This window comes from Marimonas arenosa (genome assembly GCF_030848945.1).
In the GTDB taxonomy this organism is placed as follows: domain Bacteria; phylum Pseudomonadota; class Alphaproteobacteria; order Rhodobacterales; family Rhodobacteraceae; genus Marimonas; species Marimonas arenosa.
In genome coordinates, this window is record NZ_JANHAX010000003.1 from 439,607 (window position 1) to 458,502 (window position 18,896).

General features: G+C 64.3%; 23 protein-coding genes. 9 read left to right on the forward strand and 14 right to left on the reverse strand.

Annotated features, from left to right (window positions below; translation table 11 throughout):
• Positions 1–46 precede the first annotated feature (46 nt).
• Both NO357_RS12275 and NO357_RS12280 read left to right on the forward strand, forming a co-directional pair.
• Positions 47–916, forward strand: a complete 870-nt coding sequence (locus NO357_RS12275; RefSeq protein ID WP_306735961.1) for a LysR family transcriptional regulator — start codon at positions 47–49, stop codon at positions 914–916.
• Between the two features lie 41 nt (positions 917–957).
• Entirely contained in the window at positions 958–1,812 is an 855-nt protein-coding gene (locus tag NO357_RS12280; RefSeq protein WP_306736190.1) for a DMT family transporter, read from the forward strand.
• Between the two features lie 119 nt (positions 1,813–1,931).
• On the opposite strand, the gene NO357_RS12285 is transcribed toward NO357_RS12280, so the two are convergent.
• Together NO357_RS12285 and NO357_RS12290 are read right to left on the reverse strand one after the other, a co-directional pair.
• Entirely contained in the window at positions 1,932–2,897 is a 966-nt protein-coding gene (locus tag NO357_RS12285; protein ID WP_306735962.1) for a glycosyltransferase family 61 protein, read from the reverse strand.
• Positions 2,897–3,244 (reverse strand): ArsR/SmtB family transcription factor, encoded by a 348-nt coding sequence (locus NO357_RS12290; RefSeq protein ID WP_306735963.1) that lies wholly within the window; start codon positions 3,242–3,244, stop codon positions 2,897–2,899. Before NO357_RS12290 ends, NO357_RS12285 begins: the two co-directional genes overlap by 1 nt.
• 230 nt (positions 3,245–3,474) lie before the next feature.
• Here NO357_RS12290 and NO357_RS12295 point away from each other — a divergent pair, with 230 nt between their 5' ends.
• From NO357_RS12295 to NO357_RS12315, 5 genes are all read left to right on the forward strand, one after another.
• The gene (locus NO357_RS12295) at positions 3,475–3,807 is read left to right on the forward strand and encodes an AtpZ/AtpI family protein (RefSeq protein WP_306735964.1); all 333 of its coding nucleotides are present in this window, start codon (positions 3,475–3,477) and stop codon (positions 3,805–3,807) included.
• A 3-nt stretch (positions 3,808–3,810) separates the two neighbouring features.
• On the forward strand, positions 3,811–4,602 hold the full coding sequence (locus NO357_RS12300) for a F0F1 ATP synthase subunit A (protein ID WP_306735965.1): 792 nt from the start codon (positions 3,811–3,813) through the stop codon (positions 4,600–4,602).
• 74 nt (positions 4,603–4,676) lie between these two features.
• A complete protein-coding gene (locus NO357_RS12305; RefSeq protein WP_306735966.1) occupies positions 4,677–4,913 on the forward strand; it encodes a F0F1 ATP synthase subunit C in 237 nt (78 codons plus the stop codon).
• An 82-nt stretch (positions 4,914–4,995) separates the two neighbouring features.
• A complete protein-coding gene (locus tag NO357_RS12310) occupies positions 4,996–5,589 on the forward strand; it encodes a F0F1 ATP synthase subunit B' (RefSeq protein WP_306735967.1) in 594 nt (197 codons plus the stop codon).
• 4 nt (positions 5,590–5,593) lie between these two features.
• Positions 5,594–6,151, forward strand: coding sequence for a F0F1 ATP synthase subunit B (locus tag NO357_RS12315; RefSeq protein WP_306735968.1), 558 nt, complete (start codon positions 5,594–5,596; stop codon positions 6,149–6,151).
• 304 nt (positions 6,152–6,455) lie between these two features.
• Here NO357_RS12315 and NO357_RS12320 read toward each other — a convergent pair whose 3' ends face one another.
• The 6 genes from NO357_RS12320 to NO357_RS12345 form a co-directional block, all read right to left on the reverse strand.
• On the reverse strand, positions 6,456–7,223 hold the full coding sequence (locus NO357_RS12320; RefSeq protein ID WP_306735969.1) for a FadR/GntR family transcriptional regulator: 768 nt from the start codon (positions 7,221–7,223) through the stop codon (positions 6,456–6,458).
• Between the two features lie 100 nt (positions 7,224–7,323).
• A complete protein-coding gene (locus NO357_RS12325; RefSeq protein WP_306735970.1) occupies positions 7,324–7,689 on the reverse strand; it encodes a Lin0512 family protein in 366 nt (121 codons plus the stop codon).
• Complete coding sequence (locus NO357_RS12330) at positions 7,686–8,033, reverse strand: Lin0512 family protein (RefSeq protein WP_306735971.1); 348 nt, start codon at positions 8,031–8,033, stop codon at positions 7,686–7,688. The genes NO357_RS12325 and NO357_RS12330 overlap by 4 nt, the downstream gene beginning before the upstream one ends.
• A 51-nt stretch (positions 8,034–8,084) precedes the next feature.
• Positions 8,085–8,735 carry a hypothetical protein gene (locus NO357_RS12335; RefSeq protein WP_376744382.1) on the reverse strand — a complete coding sequence of 217 codons (651 nt, stop codon included), beginning with the start codon at positions 8,733–8,735 and terminating at the stop codon, positions 8,085–8,087.
• 26 nt (positions 8,736–8,761) lie between these two features.
• Positions 8,762–10,162, reverse strand: coding sequence for a selenium-binding protein SBP56-related protein (locus NO357_RS12340; RefSeq protein WP_306735973.1), 1,401 nt, complete (start codon positions 10,160–10,162; stop codon positions 8,762–8,764).
• A gap of 185 nt (positions 10,163–10,347) precedes the next feature.
• Entirely contained in the window at positions 10,348–10,578 is a 231-nt protein-coding gene (locus NO357_RS12345) for a hypothetical protein (protein ID WP_306735974.1), read from the reverse strand.
• On the opposite strand from NO357_RS12345, the gene NO357_RS12350 reads away from it, so the two are divergent.
• Positions 10,577–10,930, forward strand: a complete 354-nt coding sequence (locus NO357_RS12350) for a phasin family protein (RefSeq protein ID WP_306735975.1) — start codon at positions 10,577–10,579, stop codon at positions 10,928–10,930. The two genes, NO357_RS12345 and NO357_RS12350, sit on opposite strands and share 2 nt — an antisense overlap.
• A gap of 187 nt (positions 10,931–11,117) precedes the next feature.
• Here NO357_RS12350 and cobO read toward each other — a convergent pair whose 3' ends face one another.
• Positions 11,118–11,726 (reverse strand): cob(I)yrinic acid a,c-diamide adenosyltransferase, encoded by a 609-nt coding sequence (gene cobO / locus NO357_RS12355; RefSeq protein ID WP_306735976.1) that lies wholly within the window; start codon positions 11,724–11,726, stop codon positions 11,118–11,120.
• A gap of 15 nt (positions 11,727–11,741) precedes the next feature.
• Positions 11,742–12,134 carry a GFA family protein gene (locus NO357_RS12360; protein WP_306735977.1) on the reverse strand — a complete coding sequence of 131 codons (393 nt, stop codon included), beginning with the start codon at positions 12,132–12,134 and terminating at the stop codon, positions 11,742–11,744.
• Positions 12,135–12,441: 307 nt separating this feature from the next.
• On the opposite strand from NO357_RS12360, the gene NO357_RS12365 reads away from it, so the two are divergent.
• Positions 12,442–12,858: a hypothetical protein gene (locus NO357_RS12365; protein WP_306735978.1), complete on the forward strand. Its 417-nt coding sequence runs from the start codon at positions 12,442–12,444 to the stop codon at positions 12,856–12,858.
• Between the two features lie 269 nt (positions 12,859–13,127).
• Here the strand turns inward: NO357_RS12365 and NO357_RS12370 are convergent, their stop codons facing one another.
• The 4 genes from NO357_RS12370 to dapE all read right to left on the reverse strand — a co-directional run bounded on the left by NO357_RS12370 (position 13,128) and on the right by dapE (position 18,800).
• Positions 13,128–14,378 (reverse strand): lytic murein transglycosylase, encoded by a 1,251-nt coding sequence (locus NO357_RS12370; protein WP_376744375.1) that lies wholly within the window; start codon positions 14,376–14,378, stop codon positions 13,128–13,130.
• A gap of 132 nt (positions 14,379–14,510) precedes the next feature.
• Positions 14,511–16,772 carry a ribonuclease R gene (rnr, locus tag NO357_RS12375; protein WP_306735979.1) on the reverse strand — a complete coding sequence of 754 codons (2,262 nt, stop codon included), beginning with the start codon at positions 16,770–16,772 and terminating at the stop codon, positions 14,511–14,513.
• Between the two features lie 233 nt (positions 16,773–17,005).
• Positions 17,006–17,551, reverse strand: coding sequence for a TIGR04282 family arsenosugar biosynthesis glycosyltransferase (locus NO357_RS12380; RefSeq protein ID WP_306735980.1), 546 nt, complete (start codon positions 17,549–17,551; stop codon positions 17,006–17,008).
• 100 nt (positions 17,552–17,651) lie between these two features.
• The gene (gene dapE, locus NO357_RS12385; RefSeq protein WP_306735981.1) at positions 17,652–18,800 is read right to left on the reverse strand and encodes a succinyl-diaminopimelate desuccinylase; all 1,149 of its coding nucleotides are present in this window, start codon (positions 18,798–18,800) and stop codon (positions 17,652–17,654) included.
• Positions 18,801–18,896 lie beyond the last annotated feature (96 nt).

Genomic DNA, 18,896 nt, shown 5'->3' on the forward strand with positions numbered 1-18,896 from the left:
CGTATCTGTGTGAGCATGTGCACAGATTGATCGGAGCGAGGGTAAAATGGAACACTGGGACGAGGTACGCACCGCTTATCATGTGGCGCGTTGTGGTACGGTCAGTGGCGCGGCCGAGGCGCTGGGGGTGCACCACGCCACCGTGATCCGCCATATCGATGCGCTGGAAGGGCGCCTGGGCGTGAAACTGTTTCAGCGCCATGCCCGCGGCTATACGCCGACCGAAGCCGGTGAAGACCTGCTGCGTGTGGCCAAGGCGACCGACGAGCAGTTCTCGCAACTGGCCGGCCGGATCAAGGGCCGGGGCAGCGAGGTCACGGGCGAGCTGGTGGTGACGGCACTGCCTGAAATCACGCCGCTTCTGGCGCCGGTTCTGGGAGCGTTTCAGATCGAGCATCCCGGCGTGGTTGTACGGCTTCTGGCGAGCGAACGGGTGTTCCGGCTGGAATATGGCGAGGCCCATGTAGCAGTTCGCGCCGGGTCCGAGGCGCCGGGCGAGCTCGACAACGTGGTGCAGCGGCTGACGGTGCTCGAGGTCGGGCTGTTCGGGAGCTGCGACTACCTGGAGCGACAGGGCCGGCCCGCCAGCGAGGCTGAACTGATGCAGCATCACTTTGTGACGACCGACGACACAGAGTCGCGCGCGCCGTTCGCGGTGTGGCTGCGCGGTCACGCACCGGTTGAGGCAATGACGTTCCGGGCCGACGATTTCCGGGCGCAGGAGCAGGCCATTCTGGCCGGGGCGGGACTCGGCTTCCTGCCGCGCGCGGAGGCGTTGGGCAACGATGCGCTGGTCGAGGTGCTGGGGCACCGGGAAGACTGGGACGTACCGCTGTGGCTGGTCACCCATATGGACCTGCATCGCACTGCCAAGGTGCAGGCCCTGGTGCAGTACCTCAAGGAACACTTCAAGTGACCGCACGCGCCTTGAGTCGAGCAGGCCAGGGGCATCTGGCGATGCTGGCTTTTTCGGCGCTGGTGGCAGGATCTTTTTCGCTCGGGGTGATGGCGGCGCCGCACATCGCGCCGGCGGCGCTGAACGCACCGCGCTTTCTGATCGCCGCGGTTCTGGTGGGCGCCGCCGCGTTGATCACCACCGGGATCCCGCGCGCGGCGGCGCAGGCGCCCTGGCGCTATTTTCTGCTGGGCGGGACCTTCGCCACCTACTTCGTTCTGATGTTCGAGGGGCTGAAGACGGCGCCACCGGTCTCGGCGGCGGCGGTGTTTACCTTGACGCCAGTCCTGTCGGCGGTGATCGGATACGTGATGCTGCGGCAGGTGACCACGGCAAGGATGGCGGCGGCACTGGCGTTGGGGGGCGCAGGGGCGTTGTGGGTGATCTTCCGCGCCGACTGGGGCGCGTTCCGGGCCTTTGCGGTGGGGCGCGGCGAGGTGATCTATTTCTGGGGCTGCGTCGCGCACGCCGCCTATACCCCGATGGTGCGGTTTCTGAACCGCGGCGAGACACCGGTGGTCTTTACCTTCGGAATGCTGGTGGCGGGATGCCTGGTGGTAACGGTTTATGGCTGGCAGGACATCCGCACAACCGATTGGGCGGCGCTGCCGGGGATCGTGTGGGTGACGCTGATCTATGTGGCCGTTTTCGCCAGCGCGGTGACCTTCGTGCTGCTGCAGTTCGCCACGCTGCGGCTGCCGGCAGCCAAGGTGATGGCCTATACCTACCTCACGCCCAGCTGGGTGATCGCGTGGGAGATCGCGCTGGGTCACGAGGTGCCGCCGCCCTTGGTGCTGGGCGGTGTCGGCCTGACCGTGCTGGCATTGTTGGTGCTCTTGAAGGATGAGGGGCATTGAAAGCATGACGTGCCCGGAACCGTCGCGTAAGCGGCCCGGCATCGCACGGCCGTGACCATGCTATGCCCTGTGTTTCTTTCTGAAGTGTCGATGCACGCGCGATCTGACGCAGGCCCGCCTCAGATGAACCCTTTCTGTCGCAGGGCGCGCTCGAGGCGGAACAAGTTGAGCCGAGCGCGGGGCTCGCCCGGCTCTTGGGGCTTGAGCGGGTGGAGGGTGGAGAGTTCGATCTCGCCGAAGGCCTTGAGCTGTTCGGCGATGGCGTTGAAGACGGCGGTGCGGTGGCGGCGTTTGATCAGGCCGACACGGGTGCCCGGCTGGAGCACATGAGCGGCAAGATGGAAGGCCGAGCCGTCGGCGCCGACCACTGCGCGGGCGGCCATCAGGTGTTCGATCTGCTGGCGGATGGTGTAGCGCTCGGGATGAAAGACGGTATAGCCGGCCGCCGCCATCAGTTCTTCGATCTGGGCTTCCTGGTCGACGAGACTGTCCTTGTTGGCGAGGCGTGTGCGCGAGACATAGAGTTTCTCGGGGCCGAGCGGGGCATAATGGGCTTCCAGCCGGGATCGGACGAAGCGGCGGAACACGGGCGTGCCGGTGGACCAGTTGAGGTGACCTACTCCCTGGCTGGGCACGAGCATTTCCTCGACGTGGGTCGGCACGGCAATGGGGGTGACGGGCACGTCGCCGCAGAACACGCGGATCAGTTCGCCCAGCGTCTTGCCAAAGGTCATCTTGGGCTTGCGCCCGTGCATCGGTGAGAACAGAACACTGTCGACGGGCCCGTCGAGTTGGTCGAGTGCCCAGAGCCGTGAGATCGACTCGATGAAGAAATGGCCGAAATGCACCCGGCCGACGCCGCCATAGAGATGGCGGCCAGCCAGCTGTTCCAAGGTTTCGGGGCTTGGTCTCTCGGGGATGTCCGACCAGCGCGGACCGCCCATCATGGTGCGGGAATTCGGCACGATATCGCCTTGCGCATCGAACACGCCGCCGGGCAGGTTGTGGCCCGCGGCGGGCGGCACGGCAACGGCACCGTGCAGCGTGTCGACATGAGGCGCGGGAATGCGATCGAAGCTGTGCATCAGGCGGCGGGGTCCTCGGGCTGCGCCTCGCCGAGCTCGGCGGCGAGGAAGCGCTCGAAGGCGTCGAGGTTGACCGGCTCGAACTGGCCGAAGCCTTGCATCCAGACCGAGGCGGCTCGCAGGGCGTCGGGCTCGAGTTTGCACCATTTCACCCGGCCGCGTTTTTCCTGGCTGATCAGCCCGGCGCGGCTGAGGATGCCGAGATGCTTGGAAATCGCGGCCAGCGACATCTCGAAGGGTTCGGCCACGTCGGTGACCGCCATGTCATCTTCGAGAAGCATGGTAAGGATCGCCCGGCGGGTGGGATCGGCCAGCGCCGCGAAGGTGGTATCGAGAGCGTCGCTCATGCGCCCATTTGCGCAAGGCCCGCGCATTCGTCAACCATTTGGTTGAATATGGATTTCTTCCGGAGTCAGCGCTAACGCCCGGCGCGGCGGAAGGGCGCACCGTTTCTGTTCCGAACATTTATTGTTATATAACAGTTGGTTAACATGTTTTTACGTTGGATGTGGGCGCGCTTGACTCTGCGGGGCCGCCCACATAGCAAAGGCGCACTCGTCCGATGGGGGCTTTCCTCATGTCCGAACCTGATCCGAATGAGCGTCTGCGAGCGCTGGAAGCCCGGATCGAGGCTGCGAAGAAGGCCGGGGCGCCGGAAAAGCGCCACCAGGACGAGCACTATTCCCAGGCCCAGCAGGGCTGGCGGATGGTGATCGAATTGGTCGCCGGTCTCTTGATCGGCTTCGGTATGGGATTCGGGCTGGACAGCCTGTTCGGGACGATCCCGATCTTTCTCATACTGTTCACATTGCTGGGCTTCGTGGCTGGGGTTCGCACGATGATGCGCACCGCTAAGGAGTTCCAGGCGCAGGAGATGGGCCAGGCGCCCGAAGACGACGAGAGGACGTAAGACGTGGCAACCGAGACGCATTCCACCGAAGCCGCCGCAAATGGCGCGGAGCACGCCGAAGAGGGGTCGAGCCTCGTCTTTCACCCAATGGACCAGTTCATCGTCAAGCCGCTGTTTGGCGACGGTCCGGTGGGCACTTTCACGATCACCAACGTGACTTTGTGGATGGCGCTTGCGGTTTTGTCGATCATCCTGCTGCTGGTCGTGGGCACGTCGCGCCGCGCGGTGGTGCCGGGACGCACCCAGTCGATCGCGGAACTGGCCTATGGCTTCGTCTACAAGATGGTCGAGGACGTGGCCGGCAAGGACGGGCTGCGCTATTTCCCCTATATCATGACGCTTTTCATGTTCATCGTGATGGCCAACATGCTGGGCCTTCTGCCGATGGCCTTCACCACCACCTCGCATATCGCCGTCACCGCGGTCATGGCGATGGTAGTGTTCCTGAGCGTCACCATCATCGGCTTCTGGAAGAACGGCTTTGGCTTTCTGAGCCTGTTCTGGATCTCGAGCGCGCCTCTGGTGCTGCGCCCGATCCTGGCGATCATCGAGGTGATTTCCTATTTCGTGCGGCCCGTCAGCCACTCCATTCGTCTGGCCGGCAACATGATGGCCGGGCACGCCGTGATCAAGGTGTTCGCCGCCTTCGCCGCGCTGCTGGCAATCTCGCCCTTTGCGGTCCTGGCGATCACCGCGATTTATGCGCTTGAACTGCTGGTGTCGTTCATCCAGGCCTATGTGTTCGCGATCCTGACCTGTGTCTATCTGAAGGACGCGCTGCACCCGCATCACTAAACAACGGTGCGCAGTGACTGCGCACCTTATGGAACCCTGAAATCAAGCTAATTCCAACGTAAGGAGACAAGACTATGGAAGGCGATATCGTACAAATGGGCGCTTACATCGGCGCGGGCCTCGCATGCACCGGCATGGGCGGCGCGGCTGTTGGTGTGGGCCACGTGGTCGGCAACTTCCTGTCGGGCGCCCTGCGCAACCCGTCGGCCGCCGGCGGCCAGATCGCGACCATGTTCATCGGCATCGCGTTCTCGGAAGCGCTGGGGATCTTCTCGTTCCTCGTCGCGCTTCTGCTGATGTTCGCCGTCTGATCCAACGAACCATCCTTACGCGCGGGTGGGTCGGCCAAGCCTGATCCACCCGTTGTAATCCCGGTTCGAGGAGGACGACGACATGGCAACGGAAACGCACGCAGCCGCCACCGATGCAGCGCACGGAGCCGCAGACGCGGCGCATGGCGCGACAACCAGCGTCTGCCTGAACGAGTATGGCGGCGCCATCGGCATGCCGCAGCTCTGCGGCGAGTGGATGGGCAACCAGGTGTTCTGGCTGGTCGTCACGCTTGTCGTGATCTTCTTTGTGCTGTCAAAGATCGCGCTGCCGAGGATCGCCGGCATCCTGGCCGAGCGTCAGGGCTCGATCACCAGCGATCTGGCCGCGGCCGAAGATCTGAAGCACAAGGCGGTCGAGGCCGAGGAGGCCTATAACAAGGCGCTTGCCGATGCCCGTGCCGAGGCCGGCCGTATCGTCGCCGAGGCCAAGGCCGAGATCCAGAGCGAGCTCGACGCCGAGATCGCCAAGGCGGACGCCGAGATCGCGGCCAAATCGGCCGAAAGCGAGAAAGCCATCGCGGAGATCCGCGCCGGTGCGCTGGAAGCCGTGAAAGAGGTGGCCAAGGACACGGCCAAGGAAATCGTCGCCGCCATGGGTGGCAAGGCCGACGCCAAGACGATCACCAGTGCCATCGGCACTCGGATGAAAGGGTAAGACCATGCGCATTCTTGCTACGCTGATTGCCCTTTTTGCCGCCAGCCCGGCGCTGGCCGCTTCGGGGCCGTTTTTCTCGCTGGCCAACACCAACTTCGTGGTGCTGATCTCGTTCATCCTGTTCATCGCCGTGCTGGTTTATCTCAAGGTGCCCGGCCTGCTGGGCGGGATGCTGGATAAGCGCGCCGAGGGGATCAAGGCAGAGCTGGATGAAGCCCGCAAGCTGCGCGACGAAGCCCAGAGTGTTCTGGCCTCCTATGAGCGCAAGCAGAAGGACGTTGCCGACCAGGCACAGCGGATTGTCGAGCACGCCAAGGAAGAGGCGCGTTTGGCCGCCGAACAGGCGAAGGAAGACCTGAAGGTCTCGATTGCGCGCCGGTTGGCCGCGGCGGAAGACCAGATTGCCAGCGCCCAGGCCTCGGCCATCAAGGACGTGCGCGACCAGGCGGTCCAGATCGCCGTCGGTGCCGCCCGTGACGTGATCGCCAAGCAGATGACGGCGGCGGAAGGTAACAAGCTGATCGACGCGGCCATTGCCGAGGTGGAAACCAAGCTGCACTGAGGCTGGCCCACACCCAGAACTGTTGAAGAGCCCGGACCGCAAGCGTCTGGGCTCTTTACGTTTTCCATGATGGGACGGATCGTGGCCGGTGGCTGCAACAGGATTGCCGGCAGTGCTCGGAACCGGTTAGGGCCTTACCGAATAATAACCGGAGCAGGCTTGTTGCTGACCCCGAACGCTCCGGAGACACGCTGCGCGATGTCTGGCGCGCGCCGCGGCGTCGACGCTGTTTGCGCTGGGCGTTGCAGTGAACCTCGGGTCCGGACCAACCGAGAACGACGAGTCGCAGAACCACCGGCCCATTCTAGCGTACATTGTCGTGTTCGATCCGCTGGCGTGCAATCGCTGCATTTCGGTCAGATTTGCGTTGGGCGGCCAGCGCCGACTCGACGTAATCCATGTGCCGGCCAATGGCGGCCCGAGCTCCGGCGCCGTCGCGCGCCTGCAGCGCGTCGTTGATCGCCTTGTGCTGAGCCAACAGGTCCTCGCGCCAACTGGCCCGCTGGAACATCTGACCGCGGTTGTAGAACACGCCTTCACGCAGCAGCTCGTACATCGAGCGCATCATGTGCAACATCACCACGTTGTGGCTGGCTTCAATGATAGCCATGTGAAACGCCGCGTCGAGTTCAGCGTCGCGGGCGGGGTTGCGGCCGTCGTGTGCCGCTTCCATCCGGCGATAGGCCTGATCGATCACCTTCAAATCCAGGTCGGAGCCGTATTTCGCCGCGCGTTCCGCCGCCAAACCCTCGAGATCGCGCCGGAAGGCGACATAGTCGTTCACAGCTTCTTCGTGGGTCCCGAACAACCGTACCAACGCTGGTGAAAACGCAGATCCGAGCACTTCGGCGACATAAACGCCGGAACCTGCGCGCGCCGCCAGCAGCCCGCTTTGCTGCAGTTCGCCGATGGCCTCGCGCAGCGATGGGCGCGAGACGCCGAGCCGCTCGGCGAGCTCCCGTTCCGACGGCAACCGCTCTCCGGGCCGCAGGATGCCGCGCAGGATCAGAAGCTCGATCTGCCGGACCACGGCGGTGGACAGTTTCTCGGATTGGACGGGTTGGAACGGCATACCGGGCACTCGCTTTGAATTGGTCAGATAATATGACCGCCCTGGATGCAGGACAAGACACCGTTTGCAGTCCGTGCACCACAACTGGTCCGGCGCTTGGTCAGCTCGGCGGCGGCACCATCCCGGACTGCGGTGGCAGGAAGGCCTCGATCGCGGCGCTGGCAATCGCAGCGGTGTCGCCGGTTTCTGGGTGCGTGACGTCGAGCCCGCCGCGCGTGATCATCACTTCGGGCGAGCCATGGGGCAGGCACGCACAGATAGCATCGACATCGACCCGATCCGGGGCCTGAACACCGATCGTCACCTTGACCCGCAGCGCCGCGCGGTCGAGGCCCGGCAGCCCGAGGATGTGCAAGGACGACCGTCGCAGTGCGTTCTCCACGGCGCGCCTGGCGGCCTTGGTATAGTCGCGGCCGTGCAGGTCGGTACCCATGCCCATTTCGATGATGAAGCGTTGATCGGTCATTGCCGGGGCTCCAGATCGAGCGAGACCGAGATCGCGACGTTGGCGATCACGTTCGGGGGCGCGTCGGGACGAGGAACGTCAAGCCCGCCCTGGCGCACGTGGATGCGGGGCTGGCCATAGGGAAAGGCGGCCTTGATCTCGTCGACGTCCACCGCGTCGGGCCGGGCCACGCCGATCTCGACATCGAGGATCATCGCCTCTTTCCGCGCGCCGAACAACTCGGCCAGATTGATCGAGTTGCGCCAAAGCGCGTCGCGGACGGCGCGCAAGGCGGCCTCTGTATAGTCCTGCCGACGCAGGGAGGTACCGATGCCGAATTCGGTGAGAAGGCGGGTCTCTGGCATGTCGTTTTCTCGCTCAAGATGCGCCATGCTTGACCTGTACCGCGCGTGGCGTCAATGCAGGCTAAGGAGCGAAATACCGCCCACGGCGATCAGGCTGAACGCCCAGACGACATCGAGGTTGAACCAGCTTTTCGACAGGAATTTAAGGCCGAGCCAGTGATAGACTCCGACTGCGAGCGCGCCGCCTGACAGCATCATGGCGAGGGTGTGCAGCACGGCCACCGTTGCGGCAACACTGGTATTGCCCGACATCAGAGTTGCAGCGGCGGCGTGGCCCTGATCGCTTTCCACCGTACGGCAAATGCCGAGATAGATCGGCACCAGCATCAGCCCCGCACCATGGGCCATGGCCGCCAGGAACGACCACAGCGCCAGCCGAGACGGCGGCACCCGGGCCAGGAAGCGGGGATGCCGGCGGTTGAGCAACAGGTAGATTCCGAGCGCGATGACCACAAGTGCGGCGCCGATCTGGATTTCTTTCTGCCATTCGGCCAGCACCAAGAGCGCGGTAAAGGGAAACAGGATCGCCGCCATCGCAAGTAGGTGACCCCCGGCCAGCGCGCCGAGCGCTTTGTAGAGGCTGCCGTAGTCGCGTTCCATCAGCGCGGCGGACACTGCCAGCGGCCACCCCATGCCGGGGTTGACCCCGTGATATATTCCCGAGGCGACGACGGCCCACCACAGGGCCGCCGCCGTTGTCATGTCATCCACGTTTCAGAACCCGGGCGTCAAACGGAGGGGTAGCAGAAGCTGTCGGTCGAGCAATCACCGCCTTCGAGGCGGATCTGGTGGCTGCGATAGCCCTTGGGGAACTCGATGTAGAAGTCCTTCTCGAGTTCCAGCCCGCCGTTTTCCCCGACATTGGCCATAACCATCTGGCCGCCCTCGTCATCGGGATAGAATTGGTCATCCCAGGTGGAGTAGAGCGAGTTGGTCCAGTATACCCGCTTGCCGTCGCGGCTGATCTCGACCATCTGCGGCCCGTAGGCGAAGGCCTTGCCGTTGGGATGCGAGGTTTTCTTGACGATGCCGCCGATTTCGACCTTGCCGGTGAGTTTCGGGTTCATCGGGTCGGAGACGTCGTATTGATGCATCTCGCCCTGGCCCCAGCAGGCGACATAGAGATACTTGTCATCGAGGCTGAGGTCGATGTCGGTGACCAGCGGCGGCACGGCCTCGAACCCTTGCAAGAGCGGCGGCAGGTCGTCCTTGGCGGCGGGATGCGGATCGATGGTGATGGTTTTCTTGGCTTCGAACGTGCCGTCGTCCTTCTGCCACCAGGTGAAGATCGCGCCCTGCAGGTTGGTGGTGTCGACCACCACGCCGCAGAAACCGTAATCCTTGGACGGGTCGTGGGCGGGGCGAATCTCGAGCGCCATCTGGTGGTTTTCGCCCAGGTCGATGGTCTGGACGTTGCGGCGTTCGCGCAGGTTCCAGAAGTGGATCTTGTGGCCGTATTTGTTGCTGAGCAGGTCTTCCGGCACGATGCCGTTTTCGAACTGCGGCGGCAGGCCCCATTCCGAGCTGACCATATAGTCGCGCGGCAGGTTCCACCAGAAATCATAGTGCTTATCCTGCGCGCCCCGGTCCATCTCGTAGCGGCCGAGGATCTCGAAGGTTTCGCAATCCATGATGAAGATGCCCGGCGGGCCGTCGGTGCCGTCTTCGCCGCCGCCGCCCAGCGTCGAGACATAGATGCCTTCGGGGCCGCAATGGATGGTGTGGGGCCGCGAATAGCCGGTCTTGGCAAACACCTCTTCGGGTTCGATGATCTTGTGGATTTTCGCTTTCAGCGGGTCCTTGACGTCGACCACGTAGATGCGGCTTGAGCGGATGCCCGGGATGATCAGGTAGCGGCGTTCGAGGAAGGCATGGCCGGTAAGCGGCGACAGCGCCGAGGAGCAGGCATTCCAGCCGAAATGGTGAAACTCGTCGCCCTTGTTGGGCATGATCACCTGATGCACGATCTGGCCGTATTTCTTGGATTTCGGATCGACATCGACCACGGCGAGACCGTCGGGCTGAGAGCCATCGGGGCTAAGCATCAGCGTAAACGCCAGCGTTTCGACCGGAGCCTCCATGGCGAGTTTGGCAGTGGCGTGAAATGTCGGGTCGGGGCGTAGGTTCATGTGTAATTCCTCCCTTGGTGACGCGGTTGGTGATAAAAATGCTTGAGTGCGTCTGTGGCAGAATGTCGCACAGAATCAAATGTCAGACAATTGGAATCTGTCCCTCGGGTCAGCGGAGGCAGAGGGGCGCCACTTTTGGGACGGAGGCATCGGGGGCCGTGACGTCCGGATTTCGCCAGGGCCGGTCAGTTCGGTTTCTGGCGCCCGATAGGCCTTGCCTGGTCGGCTTTGAGCTTTGCCCGGCTGGTTTTCGCCAGCAAACGGATCGTGACCGCTTTCTCTTGGCGGTTTTTTGCATGCGCACGATTCAGGTCAATGCCGCGTCCCAGGAAGTGGTATAAAAACAAAATAGATGTTTCGCGCTTCGCGGTGACGGAGTTGCGAGGCAGCGAAATCTGCAGAGGAGTACGAGACATGGGAAAACCCAAGAAGACGAAAACCGACGCGGACATCGCCACACCTGCATTTGCCTCCGCGATGATGGCCGTCAGTCCGGTCGCCACCAAAGCCTGGCTGGACGTCCTGTCCGAAAGCACACGGTTCGTAGCGGATCGCCTGCAACAGGATCTGGACATTCAAAAGGCCATGCTGGCATGCAAGAACCCGACGGAATTGCTGCAGGTTCAAACAGAGTTTTTCCAAAAGGCCATTGAACAATACACCGACGAAGCCAAGCGCCTCTTCGAAATGATGTCCAAGGCGACGGAAGACACGATCAAGGACGTGCAATCGGGTCATTCCCGCGAATATAACGACGTGCCGCTGTGAGCCCAGGCGGGGTGGTGACAGGATCGTCTGCGGAATCTGGGCCAACACGGCCTGTTGTCTCAGGCATGCTGCGTGGCAGGGATTTCCGTCAGTCCGCTCGAATGCTTGGTGGCAGGCTGCTGCCGAGATGACGCGGGCGCCGGGAGAACCGGACGGCGGCTTCGTTGTGTGAAGCAGACGGACGCGCTCAATACTCCACCCCGATCTGCGCCTTGATGCCGGAGCGGAACGGGTGCTTGACCAGTTCCATCTCGGTCACGAGATCGGCGATCTCGATCAGTTCGTCCTTGGCGTTGCGGCCGGTCAGGACGACGTGGGTCATTTCGGGTTTCTCGTCGGTGAGAAACGTGACCACCTCGTCGATGGGAATGTAATCGTAGCGCAGTGCGATATTGATCTCGTCCAGAAGCACCATGCTGTTGGCGGGGTCGCGGATCAGTTCTTTCGATTTCTCCCAGGCGGCACGAGCCATCTCGATGTCGCGGTCGCGGTCTTGGGTTTCCCAGGTGAAGCCTTCGCCCATGGTGTGAAAAGCGCAGATATCGGAGAAGTGGCGTTCGATCAGGTCACGTTCGCCGGTTTTCATGCCGCCCTTGATGAATTGCACCACGGCGCATTGCATCCCGTGGGCGATGCAGCGGAAGATCATGCCGAAGGCGGCCGAGCTTTTGCCCTTGCCCTTGCCGGTGTGGACAATGACCAGGCCCTTCTTGTCGGTTTTGGTGGCCATGATCTTATCGCGGGCGGCTTTTTTCTTGGCCATCTTGCTGGCGTGGCGGTCGGCATCATTGGTCATTGTCATGTCCTTGGATCATGTCCTTGGCAGGTCGTCACAGAGGTGGAGCCAGGGCAGCATTTCGTCGGTGTGCACGTGGCCCATGGGGCGGAAATGCCCGGGGTCGTCGAGAAGCGCGGCGTAGAAGTGGATCTCGCCCGGGAAGCGGTCGGCGCGGTAGGCTATCTGGCTGCCGCAATGCGGGTAGAAACTGCGGATGACGCCGGGAGAGGAGGCAAAATCGACGGGGGTTTCGCCGGTCCAGCGCCATTGCCCGTCAGGCACGCCGATGAAGCTGGTGAACGGCGATGCGGTGGCCCGGCGGCAGCTTTCGCAGTGGCAATGGGCCATGAAACGGGGCGCACCGGAATAGGCGAAACCGCAGGCGCCGCACAGGCAGTGGCCGGTGATATCATCGCTGTTGGGCATGCGCCGTTCTCCTGTTCGCGAAGAACAGTGTGCGCAGGCAACCGGGCGGATGCAAGCCGGTGGTGGCGGGAAAATAAGGGCGGGCGGCCTGTTAAGGAGGAAGGAGCCGCCCGCCCGCTGAACCGGGCGCAAGGGAGGTCGCGGCCCGGTGTTCCTTGTGACACGTTTTGCATGTCACATTTCACATTTGGAATATAAATATCATGCCGAAAATGGAATGCAACGGGGAAAGTTGACTCGCTGATGACGCTTTTATGATCGAGGCACAGTTAACCGTCTGTTAACCCCGTTTCGGTTTCTTAACGGCATGAAAACATTGCTGAAGCTTGGAATTTACCTGACTCTGACCGCCTGCAACACGCCCAGCCTCGGGTTTCGCGGGGTGGCGCCGGTGCGGATAACGGCGGGGCAAAGCACTTTCGACGTCCGAGTCGATGGCAACCGGGCGGAAGCGATTCGGCTGAACCGGGAATGGGCGCCGCGGCTCGAGGCCGTGGCGCCGCGGGCGGTGGTGGCCATCGAGAAGGTGTCGGGCTGCGAAGTGACGAAACTCGGGGGCGACCAGGCGCTGATCACCGCCCGGCTGCGATGCGCGGGTGACGCAACGCCGATGACGGTCGCGCCCGGGCGGATCGAATACGACTGCGATATCGACGACGTCTATGTGAACCGGAGTTTGGCTGAGAGGATCGCCGAGATGACCTGCACGCCGCGCCCCTATTGAGGAAATGGCCGCCCTCGGGCGTCGCCCACCCCGGAGAGCGCGGGCCCGGCCGCAGCGTCACGCCCGCCCGCCCCGACGCCCTCGGGCGGCCATGGGGCTGCGCAGCCCGGAGTTCCGTGTCTGGAGCATCCGTTGAATGTCTCCGGCGGGGATAGTTTGCAGCAAGAGGAAGAGGTTGGGTGTTTCCGGTTTCCTCTTGCCAAAATATTCATGAGGCGTGCGGGACCGCGCGCGCCCCAAGCGCCTGCGCGTACGGGGACGCCGCTGATTCAGCGCATCCGGCGCAGGGTTTGCAGGAAGCCCGGCGAGGCGTAGCCGTCGGGCGTGAGCCCATGGGCCTTCTGGAAGGACCGCACGGCGTCGATGGTGAGCGGGCCGATCTTGCCGTCGAGTTTCTGCGGGTCGAAGCCGTGGCGGCGCAGCAGGGTCTGCAACTCCATGCGCTCGGGCAGGGTGAGGGCGCGGTCTTCGCGCGGCCAGCCGCCCTGGATCGGCGGCCCGCCGGCGATGCGGTCGGCAAGATGGCCGACGCCGATCACATAGGCATCGGCAGTATTGTAGCTTTCGATGACCGCGAAGTTGCGGAAGATCATGAAAGCGGCCCCCTCGGCGCCACCGGGCAGCAGGATAGTGGCCGGGCCGTGGTCGGGCACCGGGTTTCCCCGAATATCCTTCACCCCGAGGTTGGCCCATTCCGACGGCATTTTTTCCAGATCGCGGCGGGCGAGGAGGTAGTTGAAACCCTCGGGCAGGCGCACTTCGATCCCCCAGGGCACCCTGGTTTCCCAGCCATTGGCCTTGAGGTAGTTGGCTGCCGAGGCCAGCGCGTCGGCCGGGTCGTCGCCCCAGATGTCACGCTTGCCGTCGCGGTCGTAGTCTACCGCGTGGGCGTGCCAGCTGGATGGCATGAACTGGGTATGGCCCATGGCACCGGCCCAGCTGCCTTTCATCCCGGCTGGGCTGGTGTGGCCATCGTTCAGAATTTTCAGTGCATCGAGGAGCTGGGTCTCGAAAAAGGCCCCGCGGCGGCCATCGAAGGCGAGCGTCGCCAGCGCCTCGATCGTCGGAATCGAGCCGCGGAAGCTGCCATAGGCGCTTTCCAGTCCCCAGATCGCGGTGACGATTTCCTTTTCGACGCCGTAGCGTTTTTCGATTTGCCCGAGCAGGGCGGCGTGTTTTTTCATTGCCTTCTTGCCGGCGGCAATGCGGGCGTCGGAGGCGGCACTGTCGAGATAGACCCAGACGGTCTTTGTGAACTCGTTCTGAGTGCGGTCTTTCTGCACCACGTCGGTATTGTATTTGATGCCCGTAAAGGCGGCGTCGAGGATCTCGGTGGGGATGCCTCCGGCGGCGGCGCGGGCGCGAAAATCGTGCACCCAGCGCTGGAAGGCGGCGTTTTTGGTGGAAACCATGGTCTTGGCGGCGCGGGTGAGAGGGCGGAGCGAAGTTTCAGGCGGGTTGGCAAGGGCCGGGGCGGCCAGAAACAGCCCGAGAAGGGCAGGAAGAAAACCGATACGCATATGCTCGTGCCCCTTGGTGGGATTTGCCTGCATGGTAGGGCGGAATCGGGTGCGGGGGAAGGGTGCAGGGGGAATTCCGCCTGCCGGAAAAGACCCGGATCACGCCCGGGTGAGGAGAGCGGGCCCGGGGGGCTATTTGCGGCGGCGTTTGACCTTGCGGTCGGTTTTAGCGGCTTTTTTCTTCGCGCGCGCGAGTTTGCGTTTCGCCGGTTTGCCGCGGCGGCCGCGCCCGGCACCGGAGCCTTGCGGCAGGGATTTGCCCTGGTGCGTGATCAGTTCCAGCGCGATTCCACCGGTGACCGGCGCGGCTTCGGACAGGCGGACGACGACTCGGTCGCCCAGCGAAATAACGGTGCCGGTGTCTGCACCGACGAGATGGCCCGCGTCGCGGTCGAAATGGAAATATTCGTGACCCAGGCTGCGCATCGGGATGAGCCCGTCGGCGCCGGTTTCATCGAGCCGGACGAAGACGCCGAACCGCGCAATGCCGGAGATGCGCCCGGAGAACTCGCTGCCGACACGCTCGGAAAGGAAGGCGGCGAGGTAGCGGTCGGTGGTGTCGCGCTCGGCCATCATCGAGCGGCGCTCGGTTTCGCTGATATGGGCAGCGGTGGGTTCGAGCCGCTGGATGTCGTCCGGGGACAGACCATCGTCGCCCCATTTGTGGGCGGTGATCAGGGCGCGGTGCACGATCAGGTCGGAGTAGCGCCGGATCGGCGAGGTGAAATGGGCATAGGCCTGCAGGGCGAGACCGAAATGGCCGAAATTCGACGGGCTGTAATAAGCCTGGGTCATCGACCGCAGCGTTGCGAGGTTGATCAACTCGTCATGATCGGTGCCCTCGGCCGAAGACAGCAGCGCGTTCAGGTGCGAGGTTTTCAACACCTGACCCTTGGCCAGCGTCAGGCCGGCGGCCTGCGCCGTGTCGCGCAGCGCGTCGAGCTTTTCCTTGGGCGGTTCCTCGTGGACGCGGAAGAGCAGGGGCGAGCGCCGGGCGATGAGGTCTTCGGCAGCGGCGACGTTGGCGAGGATCATGAAGTCCTCGATCAGCCGGTGGGCGTCGAGACGGTCGGCGAAGTTGACCGACTGGACCTCGCCTTCCTCGGAGAGCACGATCTTGCGCTCGGGCAGGTCGAGGTCGAGCGGCTGGCGGCGGTGACGGGCCTGGGTGAGCGCATCGTAGGCGGCATAGAGCGGCCGGATGACGTCTTCCATCAGGGGGGCGCATTTTTCGTTCGGGTTGCCGTCCTGGGCCTCTTGCACCTCGTGGTAATTCAGCGAGGCGACCGAGCGCATCAGGCCGCGGGTGAAGCGGTGCGCGCGTTTTTCGCCATGGGCGTCGATCTGGATGCGCACGGCCAGACAGGCGCGCTCGACCCCTTCGTGCAGCGAGCAGAGATCACCGGAAAGCCGGTCGGGAAGCATCGGCACGACGCGGTCGGGGAAATAAGAGGAATTGCCGCGCTTGCGGGCTTCGGCGTCGAGCGCGGTGTCGGGGCGGACATACTGGGCCACATCGGCGATCGCAACCCAGATGACATGGCCGCCGTCGTTCTTGGGGTCGTCGTCCTCATGCGCCCAGACGGCATCGTCATGGTCGCGGGCGTCGGCCGGGTCGATGGTGATCAGCGGCATGTCGCGCAGGTCTTCGCGGGCGTCGAGCCCCGCCGGGTGCATGGCGTCGGCCTCGGCAATGACCGCGTCGGGGAAATCGTGCGGCAACCCGTGCTGGTGGATGGCGATGAGCGAGACGGCCTTGGGTTGAGACGGGTCACCCAGGCGGCCGACGATGCGGGCGCGCGGCAGGCCCATACGGCCTTTCGGGCCGGATTGTTCGGCCTCGACCAACTCGCCTTCCCTGGCGCCGCCCATCTCGGCCTTGCCAACCAGCCATTCCTTGCCGTCACCCTTGTCGATAGGCAGGATCCGGCCGCCTTCGGGGGTCTTGCGGAAGATGCCGAGGACGCGGCGGGGGTTGGTGCCGATACGGCGGATGAGGCGGGCCTCGTAGGCGAAGTCGCCCTTGGTCTCGGTGAGGCGGGCCAGGATGCGATCGCCGACACCCAGCGCCGGATCCGAGGCGCGTGCGATGATCAGGACGCGCGGCTCGGGGCTGTCGCCCTTCCATTCCATCGGCCGGGCGGTGAGATCGCCGTCGGGAGTCGGATCGGAGATCTGGAGAACGGCGACGGGCGGCAGCTTTTCGGGGTCGCGATAGGTCTTCTTGCGCTTTTGCAGGTGGCCTTCTTCCTCGAGTTCCTTAAGCAGGCGCTTGAGGTCGATCCGCGCCGCGCCCTTGATCCCGAAGGCGCGGGCGATATCGCGTTTGGCGGTTTCAGTCGGATTGTCGGAGATCCATTGCAGAATCTCGTCCTTTGTCGGCAGCTGGCTCATGGCGCCGGGTTAGCACGGGCTGTGGTCCGCGTCATCGGGAAAGTCGCGGGTGGACACCTTGGGTCGCCGCCTCGGCACAGCGCCCGCCCGCCCTCCCCGCTGCGCCGAGGCGGCTTGGCGCGGTCCGTTCGGCGCGGGGCGCGGGAGGGCGGGCGTGGCGGCCAACCCCGACACCTCCGGGATGTTCTTGGCACGATGAAGGGAGGGCCGGCGGTCCCGGGCTGCGATATCTGTCAGAGATCGGCGGCGCGATCGACATCCGCGAGGGTGTCGGCCAGCGCGACCCGGCGGCGGTCCAGCGAGGCGAGGCTGTCAGCCAGGGCATGCGGCGTCGACCAGCGGACGCTGTTGAACAGGCCGGCGCGGGCCAGCGACGGGTGGCGCAGGCCGACCAGCCAGAAGCCGCCGTCGCTGGCGGGGCCGAACACGGCATCGTGGCCCCGGCAGAGGCGGACGGCCCGAGCGATATGGGCCGCCTTGAGCCCGGGGAGATCTCCGCCGATCAGGCAGACGGGGCCGGGATGCGGCAGGCGCAGGAGCCGGGCCATGCGCTGGCCGAGATCGCCCGCGCCTTGCGGGACGCGCGGCAGGAGCGCGGGCCAAAATGGCGCGCGGAGGTCAGTGTCGGGAGAGACGGCCAATATCGTGTCCCAGCGCGGATCGGTCACCTCGCGGACGAGACGGGCAACCTGATGACGGAACCACCAAGTCGCCGGGATCGTGCCGATATCGTGGGCGAGCCGGGTTTTGACCCGTCCCGCGACAGGTGCCTTGACCATGATGATCAGGCGGGGTCTACGCGGTACAGCCGGGATGCGTTGTCCCGGCAGGTGATTTCGGTCGGGACCCCGCCGGCAGGAAAAGCGGCGCGCCGGACGGTCAGGCAAAATAATCCCGCAGGATTCGGCCGTAGATCGTCTTCAACTGAGTGATCTGGTCGGCCGGCACGCGTTCGTCGACCTGGTGCATGAAATGACCGACCAGGCCGAATTCGACCACCGGGCAGTGATGCTTGACGAAGCGTGCATCCGAGGTGCCGCCCGAGGTCGAGAGCACCGGGCGGCGGCCGGTCTCACCTTCGACTGCGCCGGCGACGAGGTCCGAGAGCGGCCCCGGGGGTGTCAGAAAACTTTCGCCCGAGATCTTCACTCGCATGTCGATGCCGACGCCGAAATCGGCAGCGACCATGTCGGCTTCCTCCTCCATCCATTTCGACAGCGACGCGCCGGAATGCAGGTCATTGAAGCGGATGTTGACGGTGCCGGTGCAATGGGCGGGAATGACGTTGGTGGCCGGGTTGCCGGTGTCGATGCCGACAATGGCGAGGGAGGAGGCGTCGAAATGCTCGGAGCCATCGTCGAGCTTGTGCGAAGCCAGCCGGTCCATCAGCCGGGCCATCGCCGGGAGCGGGTTGACCGCGCGATGAGGATAAGCCGAGTGTCCCTGTTTGCCGGTCACCGTGAACCACGCGGACATCGAGCCGCGGCGGCCGATCTTCATCATTTCGCCCATCTCGTCGGGGCAGGTGGGTTCGCCCACGAGGCAGACGGACATCGCCTCGCCATTGTTCGACATCCAGTCCAGCAGTGCGGTCGTGCCGTCCACCGCGTCGCCTTCCTCGTCGCCAGTGATGGCGAGAATGATGGCCCCTTCTGGGGGTGTGTTTCTGACGAAATCCACTGCGGCTGCGGCGAAGGCGGCGACGCCGGATTTCATGTCGGTGGCGCCGCGGCCCCAGAGGACGCCATCGACAAGGTCGCCCGAGAACGGGCCGTGGGTCCAGGCGGCGTCGTCTCCCGGCGGAACCACGTCTGTGTGGCCGTTGAAGCCGAAGCTGCGTGCATGGCCCTTGTCGCCCCAGCGGGCGAAGAGGTTGGCCACGCCGCCGCGGTCCACCCGGACACAGGTGAACCCGGCCTCGGAAAGGACCTCGTCGAGAAGCGCCAGCGCACCGCCTTCGGCCGGGGTGACGGAGTTGCAGCGGATCAGGTTCTGAGTCAGGTGGACGGGATCAAGGTTGGCGGTCATGGCGGGCCTATTGCTGGGGTTTCGGCACAAGGCCTAGCCGAGAACGCGGCCGGGCGCAAATGGCGGCAACCGAGGGCGCCGCAGCGGAAAAATCCG